Below are 14,698 nucleotides of genomic sequence, written 5' to 3'. Positions count from 1 at the left end.
GCCGCGATGAACCTTTTTTTTAGCCCAACTTTCTGCTCTTAAACCTTATCGACTGTATCCGCCCCATGAACCCACGGGACGATATTGTTAATACGTGAGCGCCGCAATCACACTGTTAGCGCTAAGGAACCTTTGAAACCGTCATCAAAGCTCACTCATAATAAGCTATTATTTACAGTAGATTTCGGTTAATTTTCCAAAGGCCATTATGAAAAACAAACTGAGTTTAGCAATTCAAGCATACTGCAACTGGATTGATTCAAACATTATTGAAATTGCTTATGTCGGTTCCATTCTAGTTGTGATTCTAACGCTCATCATCAATCTTATTTAGGCTTCCATTTCCTAAATATTAGTTTCCTTTACTCATTACCGAGCTTTTCTAAAAGCCTCAGAGTTAAATCAATCACCTCATGGATTTGGAGTTTTACGCCTTCAAATAGCTGCGTGAGCGGATCTATTTTTGAGGTTGCAGCTTCAACAATGACTGATTTACCTCAACGATAAACTGATAACCTCTCATTCAATGAATCCTATCTTTTTAACCATTGCCTTGTTCGTTTGTAGGGGCCCGTCCTCTATACACGACTATTGGTTACGCTTGAATGAGGATACTATTGAATTAGAATGCCCCTCAAACATATATCGCCTTGGTTATTGAGAAACAAACAGAATGAAACAAACAAATCATATCGAACAATGCCAGCAAGAAATTTTGAGCTTTTCGGACCGATTACATCAATCTGGTTGTGCGCCTTACTCGGTAGCTCAATACACTCAAGCTTATGCAAAACGCCAGAACATTGATGTCTCTATTGATGTGACCCCGACAAAAGTCATCACTATTTTTGAGCAACCCACGCAAAAAGTCGTGATGGAAAACAAAAAACCACCCTCGGTTAACTTACGTGATTTAGTCGCAACGCTTAAAGGGTTTTCGACTCATTCCCATTACGAAGGTTCAGAAACCTACTCGAATCGTACCTTGTGCTTTGCCAATTTATTGCTTCCGCCATGTTATTTAATGTTAGTTGGCAGTACTTATCTGGCGGTCGGTTTATCCATTATTCTGGGCGCTATAGCCTGGCTAGCACAAATTTTCCTGACTGGGCCAAGAAGCATTCTTGTCGAGTTCTTTGTCGCCTTAGTAGCCAGTTTTTTAACCGGTATGATAGCGGCACAGGTTCCCGGCTTACCAACATTGGCACTGTGCATTTCTTCCATTGTCCTTTTTATTCCTGGGTTAACCGTCACCAACGGCTTAGCCAGTCTTGCTCTCAATGACTTTCGGTCAGGTATCGAACTGCTTGCACAAAGCACACTCATAGTAATGAAAATATTCATCGGCATTGTTATGGGGTTAGGCTTAGCCAACATAATCAATCAACCATTATCGGTACCGGTATTTATTGATGAAATCCCATTCGTTCTTCATGTCACCGCACTGATCGGGATTTCTGTCGCTATTGGCCTTATTTTCAACGCAAGTATGACAGAAATTCTCTTAGGCCTTCCTGTCGCGGCAATTGGCATGTGGGGGCCACATTGGTTTACTTCCGATTGGGTTGTAGGTACATGGGTAAGCACAATACTCATTACGCTTTACGGGTTGGGGATGGGAAAATTGCGTCACGTTCCACCACTCATATACATTATTCAAGGGATCATCATTCTTGTCCCCGGTAGTCGAATCATTGTCGGAGCAAGTGAGTCCTTCTTTGCGACCTCCATTTTACCCATTCCGAATATTGGTCTGTCCGCCTTGCTGATGTTTGGCGCGATTATGGCGGGACAAATCATGGTTTATTCTATATTTAGTCGTCATTTTGATTCCATCATTGAGGACTAACCATCGAGCTAACAATCGCTGATCAACACGCCCCAATAACCCACGATTGAGTCTTTATCTGCTTTTTGACGTTAACCGATTCTGAGAAGGTACTGATGAACAGAGTCTCGAAAATCGATAAGACTATTTTGTTTCAGATGGCGAGGGGAATGAGCAATATGGATTTGGAAAAACCGAATAGAATCGAAATTAGCCAATAATTCAATAAGATAAGGATGCTTAGGATGAGTCAATGCAAAGTAGGCAGAGGTAAGCTAGGTATAGGCAAGCGCTAGGTTGATAGGCTTGCCATCTACTCCATTTCCGTTCTAACTACGCCACCAGTGCGTTCAGTTTTTTACGCATACTCTCTTTATCAAGGCCACCTTTAGGTCCAATGAAGACTAACCGTGACGAACGAGATTCATCATCTTCCCATGCATCTCCAACCGTCACATTGGCTCGCTGGCCCGTGCACTGAAATACACAGCGATGATCAGGACGATCGGTTAAATTTAAAATACCTTTCATGCGATAAGCATCAATTGAAAACTGTTGCAGTAGAGGATACAAACTTTGTAGATTAAGCGGTTGATCAGTTTCAAAGCTGAATGTTTCGAAATCATGGTTCACGTGATGACAGTGCTCATCATGACAATCATGGTGCTGGCATTCCTTTTGATCAGCCGCTATTTTGTTAGTGACAAAGCGCGTACTTTCAGGGGCATCAAATAAGATAGGTAAATCCACTTCGCCGAATGAAATATCAATCAATTTAGCAAACGGAGCTTGTACTCGGCACCATGCTTTGACTTGCTCTAGTTTATCAGCATCGACTAGGTCAACTTTATTAACCAGAACAATGTCAGCCACTTGAATTTGCTGCTTCGACAACGTCTCCATTGGGCCTTCTAGCCCTAAAATGTTTTCCGCATCGATCGTCGTCACGATTGCATTTAAAGGTGCGTGTGCTTGCAGTTCCGGATCTTCAAATTGAAGTGCCACTTCTTTGGGTTCTGCGATACCTGAAGTTTCAACAATAATATGGTCTGGGCGTTCCTCTAATGCGAGTAAACGCATTACCGAAACGACTAGTCCTTCTGCAAGGTTACAACAGATACAGCCATTCTCTAGGCTGATCATATTTTCACTTTCAGATTTAACTAACTCCGCATCAACATTGATTGATCCAAAATCATTGACGATCACAGCCATGCGCATTCCATTTGCATTGGTTAATATATGGTTTAGTAGGGTCGTTTTCCCTGCTCCTAAAAATCCGGCTAAAATTGTTACTGGAATAGGCTTCTTGCTCATAGCATGCTCTCTTTCGATTTTCGTTGTCTATATTTACTCGGTAAGCAATAAAAAAGGTTGAGCTAATGCCCAACCTTTTAAGTCAGGATAACTTAGCCAGTAACTTTGTTGCGAACCGCTTCACCTGGGTTTGAATCTAACAACATTTCACCAGCTTCAATGATAGGTGTCCCGTTTACAAGTACGTATTTCATGCCTGTAGAAAGGGCATTTGGTTTATCAAATGTTGCAACGGCCTTTACTTCATCAAGTTTGAAAATAGCTAAATCAGCATCTTTACCTACTTGAATACGACCTTTATTTGCCATTTGTGGCACAGCATCCTCAAGAATACGACATGCGTTTAAGCTAGTTCTTTCCATCGCTTCTACTAGTGTTACCGCTTTGTATTCCTCGACATATTTTTCAATAAAACGAGAGAAACAAGCAAGTGAGCGAGGGTGAGCTATTGCGTTGCTTGGAAGTGGCCATACATCACCTTCAATTAATACGCCTTTATCATCCATCCAAGGCATTGCATCTGAAGCGATAGCTGCACCTGGGAACAATACTGAACGGTCCATTTTAGCGCGATCTTCTTTGTTCTCATCGGGTTTTAAGAAGTGCATGACAACCACGGTACCGGGCGCTGATGCTTGTAGTTCAGTGACTTTTTCTTGGTTTAGTGCTTTACCATTCGCTTCCATGTAGCTAGCGCTTGGTACACCCCAACGTTGTAACCAATCGTCACCACGGAAAACTTCTGCGCCAATAACGGAAGAGCCAGCACCATAAGGATAAGCTTCAGTAGTAACGGCTAAACCTTGATCAATGGCGGATTGAACTAAATCGGCACAATCTTCGATATCTTGTACTGACGTGCTGTTGAGGTGACAAATGTGCATGTGTGCACCCGTTGTCGCCGACAGGCTAATGAGTTCTTGGTATGCTTCAAAGCTTGATTGTGGCTCTGCGCTGTTTAGGTAACGAACGTGAGTGTAGGTTGGTACTTCATAGCGTTTTGCTAGTTTAGCAAGATCATAGTACTCTTTGTGGCCATAACCTGGTGCGTAACCCGCGTTAATACCAATGCCTAAGCCCCCCTCTTTAAGACCTTGCTCAACCGAGCCCAGAATTTGTTTTAATTCATCTGGGGTTGCTAGGGTATTTTGCCAATTGTTTTTAGAAAAAGCTTTCTGGAACCAAACAATCGTACCATCAGGAGCTGGCATCGTAGGTTCTTTTGCTTGAATACGAGCGTAAGTCCATGCTACAGAAGCGCCGTAATTAATCGGGCGACCTTCAGCAGCAGTAATATCGTAGTACGTTCCGATTGGGAATAGACCAGATTCCATCTCAAGAGCGGTGGTTACGCCATCGAATGCTTGAGCACGGGCAGCAGGAAGTTGTTGTCCGTGAGCGTGCATATCGATAAAGCCAGGTGCAACCACGAGACCTTCAGCATCGATGATTGTTTTGCCTTGCAGCTTTTTGTCTGAGATTGCAGCAATACGCTTACCTTTAATACCGACGTGACGAATTGCGTCGAGTCCAGTTTCAGGATCAACAACACGGCCATTTTCGATAACGATATCAAATGGCCCTTTCTCGTTAGGCATCAGTTTGATGTTTTGGCCAACCAGTTTTTCAGGGGCTGCATGTAAAACAGAGGCAAAAGGCAGTGCCGCAGCCCCAACCGCTAACTTAGTCAAAGTCGAACGTTTATCTGTATCGACACCATCAAGTAATACTTGCGTAGCGTCCAATTCATTTGGGTCGTAATTTTTCATATTGATACCTGTTATGTTTGTTGTAAAAGAATATTAGTTCATGATTGCTATGAAAACTATGCTGCATGTAGAAAAATCAATCGATTGACTAACACCCACCTTTCCATCATTAGAATCCACTGCCAACCGTTATATAAAACGCGCTGTCAACGTCACTAAAAGCGAGGTCTACCCCCATGTGTAACCCATATCGGCAAGCTATCTGATAGCGAAATCCAGCACCATACGCATCGACACTTTCATCGTCTGACAGACTGCCCTCTACTGTCGCTTTACCCAGGCCATAAAACGCAGAAACGGTCCAACGATTATCAATCGCATTATCGTATTCCGCGACAACACCCAGCCCAGAGGTCACCGAGCTTTCGCCCATAAAATATTGAATAACGCCATTGATAGCGTTATTCACATCTTCATTACTGGTCTCAAACTCTACCGAGCTCTGGCCAATAATATGTTTCACACCCAGCATCAATGGTGTGTTTGCCACTCGAAACTGGAGCTGCTGAAGCGCAGCGACTCCCGAGTTTTTTGTGCCGAATTGAATCGTTTTGTTGTACGACGCACCTATACTGAACTCTTTGAAAATATCGAGGTTCGCCTTTCCAGCGCCAACGCCACCCGTATATCGAATGGTATCTTTTAGCCACGACGGTATCACCGTTAATGTCGGTATCAGAACCTGCGCCATATTCAAAGTCCCCACCATGAATAAAGACATACACGGGTAATGACTCTGAACCATTGATCTCCGAAGGACGCCAAATATTAAAATTCAAGCAATCTTCAGATTGCTCTTGCTGGGTTATTTTAAGCTGTGGGCACACGGCGCCAAATTGTGTCGCATCTATAGCGCTATCAGCATTGTGTTCTAATTGACGGAGTGACTGTGCTGAAAACGTTGTTGATCGGCGTAAGTGATTCCTTTAAACGCTTCAATGGATACGCGTTGCTCGTCACCTGCTAAGGTATTGATCACAACAGACTCTCTATTTGCGAAAAGAGTCGCGTCCCCGATGGATACTGAAACCTGCTCTGTTGGTAATGTCTGAAGCGGTTCTGGCTTAATAGGACGTGAGCTGGTTTCATCACTACCCCACGCAGAAAGAGCAACAGTGATAGCGATAACCAGATGCGTTAAATTCATGGTTGTACCCATAAATGTGTTCGGCCATCTGACCTGATATTGGTATCATCAAACCTGAGAATCCCTATGCTCAGCCATGCTCATTTCTGGAGTATTTGAAGTATTTTTTCTTTATGGTGCGATATTAATTCACTCTTTAAATTTGAATAAATCGCTTATGCAGGACGTGATCCTACATATATTCACTACCGTGAGTGGATGTCGCTTTTTATTTATCACAAAGACTTCTTGTTGTACCTTCTTTGGCTGACTATCTAGGGTTGATAAAATTTCAACGGGTTCTTGAAACAGCTCTATAGGGGGTTGCTGTGACTCTCCTTCTGAAGCTTCAAACTCATCAAAGAACCCAAATATGTTATTAGAGTCCGATGGCATAGTTAGCACCAAACGTAAGTTTCGAGGCCAAAGCCAATATTGTTGAGGTCTGTTTTGACTTGACCCGAAGAGGTCCAAGGTAGAAGTGCGTCGATATCAGGCTCTGCTTTCGCGAGCTCTTTCATGCACTTGACCATGTAGTCTTAGAGGATAAGACCGTTGGCTTTTGCAGTCTCGACGATACTGTAAAGCATCGCGCTCGCCTCAGCACCGTTTGTGTGTTGGAGAATAGCCAATTTTCCCTGCCAATAACCAGCGGTTTAATTGCGCGTTCAGCGCGATTATTATCGATAGATAAGTGACCATCGTCGATATAACGAATGAGTTTAGGCCATTGCCCGAGCTAGTACTTTATTGCTTTGCCTAGTGGGCTAGAGCCTATCACCTTCTGGGTTGTCATCCATTGGTAAAGCTCATCCAGTATCGGCTTGGCATACGCTTAACGCTCTGCTTTGCGTTCTTCGGCAGGCGCACCTTTTAAGCGTGATTCTATCCCGTAGAGCTTTTGGGGTTTAGCCAGCACTTTATCAGCCTTGCCCGATTTACCTTCCCCTTGAAGCTTCTTCGCGTCCATGAACTTGCGTTAAGCACCCCACATTAGTGACGTGATGCAGACCATGATAAGCCGTGTAGCCATCGGTTTGTAGATAACCGTTGTAGTCACCTAAAAAGTCCACGGGGCACACCCTCGCGCGACTGTTTTGATAGTCGTACAAGGCGATTTTTTCACATTCGGCAGTGCCGCTTCGGGTGAGTCAGCGCCTGAGCAGTAGAGCCACATATAACACTGCTTCTCTTCTTTGAGCACATTGAGCGGCGTTTCATCCGCCTGAACCACCACTTGTTGAAGTAGGTTCTCCTTCAAGGCCGCATACAGCGGGGCGAACTTCTCACTGACTTGGATAACCCACCTTGCCATGGTGGCGCGTGATAGCTCGATACCCGACTGGGTAAACAGCGATCATCAATCAATGCATTGGGTGCTAACTCTTGTCCTCCACCCGCTAAGCGACCATTACAAAAAGCACCCACAAGGATCTCGCCGGTAAAGCTGCCTTTGTCTATGGGCAACGTGCCACTGTAGGGCTTAAAGCCAAGTGCTTTCACCACACCTGTTAGTGTATACGCACCGCCACCGAGAAAATCTTTAAGCTCGACTGGCGTTTCAGCTGTGACTTCAGCACCAAAACCCGCCGCAGCGACATTCATAAAATAGCGGTCATTCGCACGCACGCTATCCACCGCAAACGCCTTGCCTTCCAGCGCTAGTTCAAAAGCACCCGAAATATCGTTAGGTATTCCCGTTGCGGTAGCAAAATCATTCGCAGTGCCCATTGGGACAAGCGCCAGTTGTGGTCTTTCACTGGCACGGAACAGGTTGAGCGCGTTAACGGCTTCATTCACCGTTCCATCGCCACCGACAACAATCAGACGCTTAACACCATCGCATATTGCCTCGCTTACCAAACGAAACATGTCCGACGATTCCCAAGTCACTCTAACTTGCAGGTCAATATCATTGTCCCTCGCCGCAAAGATGGCTTGCCTTAATTCCGGGATATTGGCTTTCTTTCCGTTTAAAATCACGCGAATGCTGTCCATGGCTATGTCCTTGTATAGGCTAACTTGATAACTCTTTTGCTGCCGCTTTGATCTTAGCTCGTAACCACTTATGGCTTGGTTCATTAGTACGGCTTGGATGCCAAATCATACACATATCGAGGTCTTCCAACTCGAAGGGCAATGGCAGTGTTTTTACCGCGTACTTTTCAGCAAAACAATGCACTGATGAAATAGGCATTACTCCGATGTACTCAGAGCCTTCGATAACAGGAAGCATCTCTACAACGCCCGCTGCGCGATACACGATTCTACGTTTCTCAAGGTCACTATAGTGCTCAGAGCTTAATAAGCTTTTGCGCGCATGCCACCTAGAGACCACCACATGCTCGAGTGCTAAGAACTGTTCCATATCGATGGTATCGCCAACCGTAGGATGATCACTACTACACACCACCACCAGCTCTTCTGTAGAAATCACCTCGTGCTTAAGCATGGTTCTTCCTTTAGGCGTCATATCAACAATCACGTCGTGTCTTTGCAGCCTTAAATCAGACTCATAGTCTTCGGTAAACAGAGGATGAACCTCTAACGCGATACCTGGTGCGACTTGGCTGATTAACCGCATGACTTTTGGCATCATTTCGTAGCTCGCCGCCGAGACGCAGGCAATGGAAAACACGCGGCCTGAGGTTTTAGGATCGAAGTCTCTTGATGCGGATAAGGTAGAAGTAAAGTTTTTAAGTGCAGCGGCCATTGCAGGATAGATATCAATAGCGAATGTGGTTGGCTCTACGCCTGATGTGGTGCGATGAAACAGTGGCTCATCATAGATATCTCTCAACCTTGCAAGTGCTTTACTCACTGCTGGTTGGCTTATATCCATGCGATTAGCAGCTCTAGATAAGTTCTGCTCTTCATAGATAGCAACAAATATAGGAATTAGATTTAGTTCGGTACTTTTCATACAGTTCCATATTAAAGAAGCAGGTTCCCCATAGTAGAGAACCTGCCGATTATGTTCGATGCGAATAACTAAAGTTTGCTACTTAGTTCTATCTTTTAAGTTTGGCAAGGCTTTAGGGATTTTCAAGCGAGCGGCAATTGAACGAGATTGACTCTGGCTTGATTTCTCGTTGGGCAAGTTACGTAACCCTTTCCATAAACGAGTGAATACGTTTTTATCTTCACATCCTTGTTGAAGGGCTTCGCTATCCTCTAGCCAACGCTTTTGCCCATTTGATTTACCATTTTTCGCTTTATCATGTTGCGCTTTATTCAGTTCTAACTGAGAGGTTTCGTTTCGCAATTGACGGTAGATAAAGGTTCTTAATGCAGCCCAATTACCTTGCTTGAGTAAACGACGTAATACCAACCAACTTGGTATTGGACGATTTGCGTAGTAACGCTTAACGGAAATAATCAACGCAATGCAGACTAATAACGCCAAACCAACAGTAATAAACACCGACATGTAGGCTTTGATGAAAGATTGGACTGTGTGTTTGGCTTCAAACACTTCTCCTTTTATCACCACGTTTTCAAGGCGTTGATTTTTGCTGTCCCACCACTGAAATGAAAACTCTGGCAGCGTAAACTCACCACCCTTCTGAATCACATATACAGTCTGTTCAACTCGGCTTGAGCGATAATCACCACGTTCTTGAGTGTCATCCAAACGGTTGGGCTGTGGGTAAGCTTGGAACTGCTTAGTGGACTTATTGGTTAGCACATCTGGCAGCAACACAGAAAAGCTGTCTTTTGCCTTAATCGTGATAGTTCGAGTAATAGCATCGCCAACTTTTAGCTCTTCACTTGAGCGTTGCCATTGCTGCTCTATATCTACTTCTGTCGCAGAAAACCAAGGCGTTTCATTATCGAGTAAACCTGAAGGCAACGAAGCTTCAAACTTAATCGGCTGCGTGTAAAGCGTACCGCCCACGTTTGAACCATCAGGAGCAGAAACTTGGATACGAACCGGTACGGTTGGAATAACAAACTCACCGGAAGTCATCGGATAAAGCGTCACTTCCCAACGCTGACGTGACCATGTAGTACCACCGACTCTTTCTGTGTAGTTCGTCGCGAGTTGGTTACGCTGCTTAGCGATAACGTTAGGGATTTCGATACTGCCGATTCGAGTGCCGCCCGTTAACCAGCGCGGTGTCGCCACCTCAATGTTCAGAATGACCTGCTCATTTACGCTGACTTTGCCCGGCGTTATTTTGTCGCCTGACTTGGGTTTCTCGCCAATCCAAGCGATAAGCTCAACGTCACCACTTTTTTGCAGATCGAAGATATCGGCAGCAGAAGCAACAGCAGGAAAAAACCAACTCAACATAAGAGTCATCGACAACAACCACGTGCGGGCTGTGAATCGCGCTCGCTTTGATTGAATCGCTTCAAGAGCTAAATCATATCGACTCATTGCGTTTGCTCCTGTTTTGACGCTTGTTCGATGGAAGGCGCAGGATCTCTTAACTGAATTTGGAATTTGGATTTCAAGAAGAACTTAGGATCGGCTTCTACTCGCTTTAACCACTTGTCGGCAAGCTCTTGGCTGCCCAAAATCTCATTCGCGTTAAGTGTTTCCTTAAGCATCAATTCCGCTACCGTTTCTTCTTCAGCGCCATCACCCGTTCGCGGCTGATCGTCTTCGAGTTCTAAAGATTCTTCAGGGCCATCTGTGGTTCCAGACTGGCTTTCACTGGTTCGGTTTACCTCTTCGACAATTCCACTAAGCACAGCAAGATTGTTCTCCACATCCGTTCTTAGTTCTGGTGACAGATCCTCTTTCTCACTTAATGATTTCAAGAGGTCTCGTGCGGCAAGGTATTCACGCTGCCTAGCTAACGCACTCGCTGCATTGTACAAACCAAGGTCAGTTTTGGTTTGCAAAAACGCACTGTGAGCGAGCTTAAAATCACGAGCATAGTAATAAGCCGCGCCCTTTCGCATTGGGTCAGTAAAATGTTTGGCAGCTTGAAGATATTCTTTCTGATTCAACAGGCGTTGACCTTGCTGATCGGGCGTTAACCATAAGTCCCACCACCATTGAGCTGTTTTGTCCCAAGTAGTAACCGACTCCACCACAACTGGTTTCTCAGCGGTTAAGTTGACTGTTTTCGCCAAAGTGTCTGGTGAATACATGCTGCTTGTGATCATCAAACCAACGACACACCACTGCACCAACCACCCTTTTCTGAACCATAGCAACATAATGAAAGCCATTGGAATAAGCAGTCCATAGCCCATGTCTTTCCAAGGCATTGAAGATTCGCCGTTGAGCTGCATGTTTCTTTCAACCGCTCTGTTCAGTTGTTGGATATCCGAATCATCAACGGTCACTTCAATCACTCGTCCACCCGTCTTACTCGCTAAGTTACGCAGTGAATCTAGGTCGACAGGGTTATCGCTCACCACATCGCTATTTCCGGCAGCCAAAATCAGCAGCTGATATGGGTTTTCGTTAAAGAAAGTTTCAAAAGCTCGTGTGGTACTTGGATTCACACCATCTGATACCAACAACACTGACGAACCTAACTCACCAGACAATTGCTGATTGATGAGCGGCAACGCTTCCTCTGCTGACTTACCTGAAACAGGCATGATATCGGGTGTGATAGCCGCTAGAAACGGTTCAAACACCTTGCTGTCTTGCGTGACGGGCATCGCCACGTGTGCGCTGCCTGCATAAACCACTAAGCCCGTATTACCGCCTTTGCGAGCTGCCAATAAGTCTCTAATTTTCTGCTTAGATCGTTCCAAGCGACTTGGAGGCAAATCTTTAGCAAGCATAGATTCACTATTATCAAGCACAACCAACATCGACGCTTTGTCTTCACCAAAAGGCGAAGCCTCACGCTGCCATGTTGGGCCAGAACAGATAATGATGGCGATAGTCACAATCACCACCAATAGCTTCAACGGCAGTTGCTTGCGCCAGCCTGTTTCGCCAATCGTCAATGCATCACGTAAATGTGTAGGTAAAATGTCTTTCCACGTTGGTTTGGTCTCTTCTCTCCAACGAACCCATAACAGGAAGAACATCGGAATAAAGGCCAACAACCACAAAGGTCGGATAAAATGAAACTGGGTAAAGAACTGTTGTATCGTGAGAGAATCAGGCATCACTCTCTCCTTTCAAATTCTTAGCCGAAGAAGCGAGCAGCGATCTTCGGCGTATCGTTGCTAAGCTGAATGCGGTCAAATACATCACTACAACAATCGCCATCAAATAGTGGTGCAGCCCCTGTTTAGGGCGATAAGTGGTACTTTCATATAACTGAGGTTCAAGCTCACCAATCTGAGCATAGGCTTTGGTCAGTTCGTCGCGGTTAAGTGCTTCAAAGGCTTCGCCACCTGACTCTTGAGCGACACGCTTGATGGTTTCCATATCCAGAGCAACCTCTCCAACGGTTTGCGGATCGCCCATCGCAATAACGTGAATTCGAACGCCTTTAGCCTTGGCGACTTTTGCGGCATCGATAGGCTCAACAAAACTTCCTGTATCATTACCGTCTGTTAATACGATCACGACTTTCTCTTTTTCGTTGGTGTCGACGTTTGAATCTTGAACGGCAGCACTTTGCTTTTCACTTTGTTCAAACACCTTGATCGCCAAGCCAATTGCATCGCCCAAGTGCGTACTTTGCCCTGCCATCGCGACATCGGTTTGATTAAGCAGTTCAAGCCATACATCTTGGTCCGCGGTAAATGGAGTTTGTACAAACGCTGCATCACCAAACAAGATCAAACCGAGTCGGTCACCTTTTCTGGTTTTCGCAAAATCAGCCAGCACCTCTTTGGTCGCATCTAAACGAGAGATTTTATCGCCTTGTTTAGAAGTGAAATCTTGCTCCGCCATTGAGCCAGACAAATCGACCACCACCATCACATCACGACCCAATTGTTCGCGAACCTGTGGCTCACCAAGAATGGTTGGTTTCGCTAACGCACACACGACCAATACCCAAGTAATAATGAGCGTGGTTCGTTGCCACCAGCTTGGAGTTAACTGGCTTGCACCTTCTGACGGTGCTTCCCCAATCGCTTCTACCAATTCTCGAAAAAATGGCACCTTAATCGCCATTTGCTTAGTTCGATAAGCTGGCACCGCAAAGTAGACCAACAACGGTAAAGGCAGCGCAATAAACCACAGCGGATGCGCAAATTCAAAACTGGCAGATAAAACATCAAACATTGTCTTGCCCCTCAACCGTTACCTGTACATTCGGCTTGTGAAGTTTTAGCCACATCATCGCGGTTTGAATTACCTCTAAACGCTGTTCAAAGCTCAAACGCGCATTAGAGTCAATTAGGCTTTGCATCCATAATTCCGAAACTTCATCGGCAAAGAACGCATTGCTGTTTTCACTTGTGTTAGCGCTACCAGGCAGATAAGCGTTTAGACGGTTTACATAGGCTTGTCCAAACAGCTTTGCATTACTACTGTCTAGGTAACGAAGTACCACTTTCAGTACTTTGAAGGTTCGTTCTGTTGAATTTTTGTCTCGTGCATCCAATACCATGAGCTCTTGAAGCGCTTCTTTGCGATAACGGTTATTCCACCATTTCTGCGCTAAACGATAAGCCAGATAGATAGCGACCAATAACAGAATAACGCCAAGGATCTTCCACCCGATCGTTTGAGGAGCCCAACTCACACTGTCAGGAATCGCTACATCGTGTAGTTCGCGGAGGATATAAGTACTTGGGGGAGTATGTTCAACAGCCATTTAGCGCCCTCCCACTAGCTTCTGCAGCTGTGATATGTGATTGCCCGACGTGTCTAATTCTATATAAGGGAGGTTTTTCATCGCCATCAATTTAGCAAGGGACAGTTTCTGAAGTGCCGCTTTTTGGGCAAGGCTTTCACTTGCGAGGTTAACCTTAGATTGGCTATCCAGATTAAGTTGAAAGCGACCATCACCCACCACCCAGTTTGCGCTTGCCAGATCTTGAGGCAATGACTGTTCTAATGAATCGGTGACCATAATGGCCAAGATATCGTTGTGTTGCTGTAACTGCTTTAGTCGATCGAGATGTTGTTCTCGGCAGTCTCGCCAGTCACTAATGAATATCAAGGTTGATTGCTTGAGTCTCATTCGTTTGATCAGTTCAATCCACTGGCTAAAACCAACATTATCGCCATCACTTACATTGACGCCTAAGCTTTGATTGGCTTTGGTAAGATGTTTTAGCTGAGCCAACAAATCAGATTGAGAACGTTGAGCTTTGGTATGAAACAGTTTTTGGTGCGAGGCCAAAACGAAGCCGACACGATCACCATCTTTCAGCACTCGCCATCCACACAATGCCGCCACTTCGGCAGCCACAACAGATTTCATGGTGTTTTGAGACGCAAAGAACATCGAACTGCGCTGATCGACACAGATCATCACATTACGGTCTTTCTCTTCGGTATAGCTACGAACATGAGGCTTACCCGTTCGCATCGTAACTTTCCAATCGAGATTACGGATATCATCACCCAATTGGTAATGACGTAATTCTTCGAAGTTCAAACCACGACCACGGAACAAAGAGTTATGTCTGCCCGAAAGTACGCTGCCCGCTTTTAAATGAGGTAACAGTGAAAACGACTCAGCTTGAGCCTGAATTCGCACTAACCTTGAATAATCACAATACAGTCGTGGATCAAGGCCTTGCGATTTGGGAGCTTGTGTTGGCTTCGCCATG

At 45.1% G+C, this 14,698-nt stretch carries 12 protein-coding genes and 2 pseudogenes; 1 reads left to right on the top strand and 13 read right to left on the bottom strand.

Annotated features, from left to right (window positions below):
* The first annotated feature begins 673 nt into the window (after positions 1 to 673).
* Positions 674 to 1,849 carry a threonine/serine exporter family protein gene (locus tag AB4585_RS11900; protein WP_372155621.1) on the top strand — a complete coding sequence of 392 codons (1,176 nt, stop codon included), beginning with the start codon at positions 674 to 676 and terminating at the stop codon, positions 1,847 to 1,849.
* A gap of 312 nt (positions 1,850 to 2,161) precedes the next feature.
* Here the strand turns inward: AB4585_RS11900 and AB4585_RS11895 are convergent, their stop codons facing one another.
* The 13 genes and pseudogenes from AB4585_RS11895 to AB4585_RS11835 all read right to left on the bottom strand — a co-directional run bounded on the left by AB4585_RS11895 (position 2,162) and on the right by AB4585_RS11835 (position 14,697).
* Positions 2,162 to 3,145: a GTP-binding protein gene (locus AB4585_RS11895; RefSeq protein WP_065584640.1), complete on the bottom strand. Its 984-nt coding sequence runs from the start codon at positions 3,143 to 3,145 to the stop codon at positions 2,162 to 2,164.
* A 92-nt stretch (positions 3,146 to 3,237) separates the two neighbouring features.
* The gene (locus tag AB4585_RS11890; protein WP_017062008.1) at positions 3,238 to 4,914 is read right to left on the bottom strand and encodes an amidohydrolase family protein; all 1,677 of its coding nucleotides are present in this window, start codon (positions 4,912 to 4,914) and stop codon (positions 3,238 to 3,240) included.
* A 109-nt stretch (positions 4,915 to 5,023) separates the two neighbouring features.
* The gene (locus tag AB4585_RS11885; protein ID WP_136974460.1) at positions 5,024 to 5,659 is read right to left on the bottom strand and encodes a hypothetical protein; all 636 of its coding nucleotides are present in this window, start codon (positions 5,657 to 5,659) and stop codon (positions 5,024 to 5,026) included.
* A pseudogene (locus tag AB4585_RS11880) lies at positions 5,619 to 5,741 on the bottom strand (carboxylesterase family protein); the annotation flags it as partial. The gene AB4585_RS11885 and the pseudogene AB4585_RS11880, both read right to left, overlap by 41 nt.
* A 44-nt stretch (positions 5,742 to 5,785) precedes the next feature.
* Positions 5,786 to 6,061 carry a hypothetical protein gene (locus AB4585_RS11875; protein WP_240798933.1) on the bottom strand — a complete coding sequence of 92 codons (276 nt, stop codon included), beginning with the start codon at positions 6,059 to 6,061 and terminating at the stop codon, positions 5,786 to 5,788.
* Between the two features lie 377 nt (positions 6,062 to 6,438).
* Positions 6,439 to 7,397 (bottom strand): annotated as a pseudogene (gene tnpC, locus AB4585_RS11870) (IS66 family transposase); the annotation flags it as partial.
* Entirely contained in the window at positions 7,298 to 8,038 is a 741-nt protein-coding gene (gene yegS, locus AB4585_RS11865) for a lipid kinase YegS (RefSeq protein WP_108099178.1), read from the bottom strand. The gene yegS and the pseudogene tnpC, both read right to left, overlap by 100 nt.
* 19 nt (positions 8,039 to 8,057) lie before the next feature.
* On the bottom strand, positions 8,058 to 8,963 hold the full coding sequence (locus AB4585_RS11860; protein WP_017059228.1) for a LysR family transcriptional regulator: 906 nt from the start codon (positions 8,961 to 8,963) through the stop codon (positions 8,058 to 8,060).
* Positions 8,964 to 9,041: 78 nt separating this feature from the next.
* Positions 9,042 to 10,424, bottom strand: a complete 1,383-nt coding sequence (locus AB4585_RS11855) for a BatD family protein (RefSeq protein ID WP_372169900.1) — start codon at positions 10,422 to 10,424, stop codon at positions 9,042 to 9,044.
* Positions 10,421 to 12,127: a VWA domain-containing protein gene (locus tag AB4585_RS11850; protein WP_372112944.1), complete on the bottom strand. Its 1,707-nt coding sequence runs from the start codon at positions 12,125 to 12,127 to the stop codon at positions 10,421 to 10,423. The genes AB4585_RS11855 and AB4585_RS11850 overlap by 4 nt, the downstream gene beginning before the upstream one ends.
* Positions 12,120 to 13,199: a VWA domain-containing protein gene (locus AB4585_RS11845; RefSeq protein ID WP_050621573.1), complete on the bottom strand. Its 1,080-nt coding sequence runs from the start codon at positions 13,197 to 13,199 to the stop codon at positions 12,120 to 12,122. Before AB4585_RS11845 ends, AB4585_RS11850 begins: the two co-directional genes overlap by 8 nt.
* On the bottom strand, positions 13,192 to 13,734 hold the full coding sequence (locus AB4585_RS11840; protein ID WP_372155624.1) for a DUF4381 domain-containing protein: 543 nt from the start codon (positions 13,732 to 13,734) through the stop codon (positions 13,192 to 13,194). Before AB4585_RS11840 ends, AB4585_RS11845 begins: the two co-directional genes overlap by 8 nt.
* Positions 13,735 to 14,697, bottom strand: a complete 963-nt coding sequence (locus AB4585_RS11835; RefSeq protein ID WP_017066900.1) for a DUF58 domain-containing protein — start codon at positions 14,695 to 14,697, stop codon at positions 13,735 to 13,737. It lies immediately after the preceding gene.
* Position 14,698 lies beyond the last annotated feature (1 nt).

Origin of the sequence: Vibrio sp. 10N.222.49.C9, from assembly GCF_041474985.1 — a bacterium.
GTDB classification, from domain to species: domain Bacteria; phylum Pseudomonadota; class Gammaproteobacteria; order Enterobacterales; family Vibrionaceae; genus Vibrio; species Vibrio crassostreae_C.
The sequence above is the reverse complement of the archived record's forward strand: the minus strand, read 5'-3'. Positions and strand labels throughout refer to the sequence as shown.

What these genes read in the sequence shown, in the direction of transcription:
- AB4585_RS11855 (WP_372169900.1), bottom strand. Translation starts at nt 10,424, where the DNA reads ATGAGTCGATATGATTTAGCTCTTGAAGCGATTCAATCAAAGCGAGCG.
- AB4585_RS11885 (WP_136974460.1), bottom strand. Translation starts at nt 5,659, where the DNA reads ATGGTTCAGAGTCATTACCCGTGTATGTCTTTATTCATGGTGGGGACT.
- yegS (WP_108099178.1), bottom strand. Translation starts at nt 8,038, where the DNA reads ATGGACAGCATTCGCGTGATTTTAAACGGAAAGAAAGCCAATATCCCG.
- AB4585_RS11860 (WP_017059228.1), bottom strand. Translation starts at nt 8,963, where the DNA reads ATGAAAAGTACCGAACTAAATCTAATTCCTATATTTGTTGCTATCTAT.
- AB4585_RS11875 (WP_240798933.1), bottom strand. Translation starts at nt 6,061, where the DNA reads ATGAATTTAACGCATCTGGTTATCGCTATCACTGTTGCTCTTTCTGCG.
- AB4585_RS11895 (WP_065584640.1), bottom strand. Translation starts at nt 3,145, where the DNA reads ATGAGCAAGAAGCCTATTCCAGTAACAATTTTAGCCGGATTTTTAGGA.
- AB4585_RS11890 (WP_017062008.1), bottom strand. Translation starts at nt 4,914, where the DNA reads ATGAAAAATTACGACCCAAATGAATTGGACGCTACGCAAGTATTACTT.
- AB4585_RS11900 (WP_372155621.1), top strand. Translation starts at nt 674, where the DNA reads ATGAAACAAACAAATCATATCGAACAATGCCAGCAAGAAATTTTGAGC.
- AB4585_RS11845 (WP_050621573.1), bottom strand. Translation starts at nt 13,199, where the DNA reads ATGTTTGATGTTTTATCTGCCAGTTTTGAATTTGCGCATCCGCTGTGG.
- AB4585_RS11835 (WP_017066900.1), bottom strand. Translation starts at nt 14,697, where the DNA reads ATGGCGAAGCCAACACAAGCTCCCAAATCGCAAGGCCTTGATCCACGA.
- AB4585_RS11850 (WP_372112944.1), bottom strand. Translation starts at nt 12,127, where the DNA reads ATGCCTGATTCTCTCACGATACAACAGTTCTTTACCCAGTTTCATTTT.
- AB4585_RS11840 (WP_372155624.1), bottom strand. Translation starts at nt 13,734, where the DNA reads ATGGCTGTTGAACATACTCCCCCAAGTACTTATATCCTCCGCGAACTA.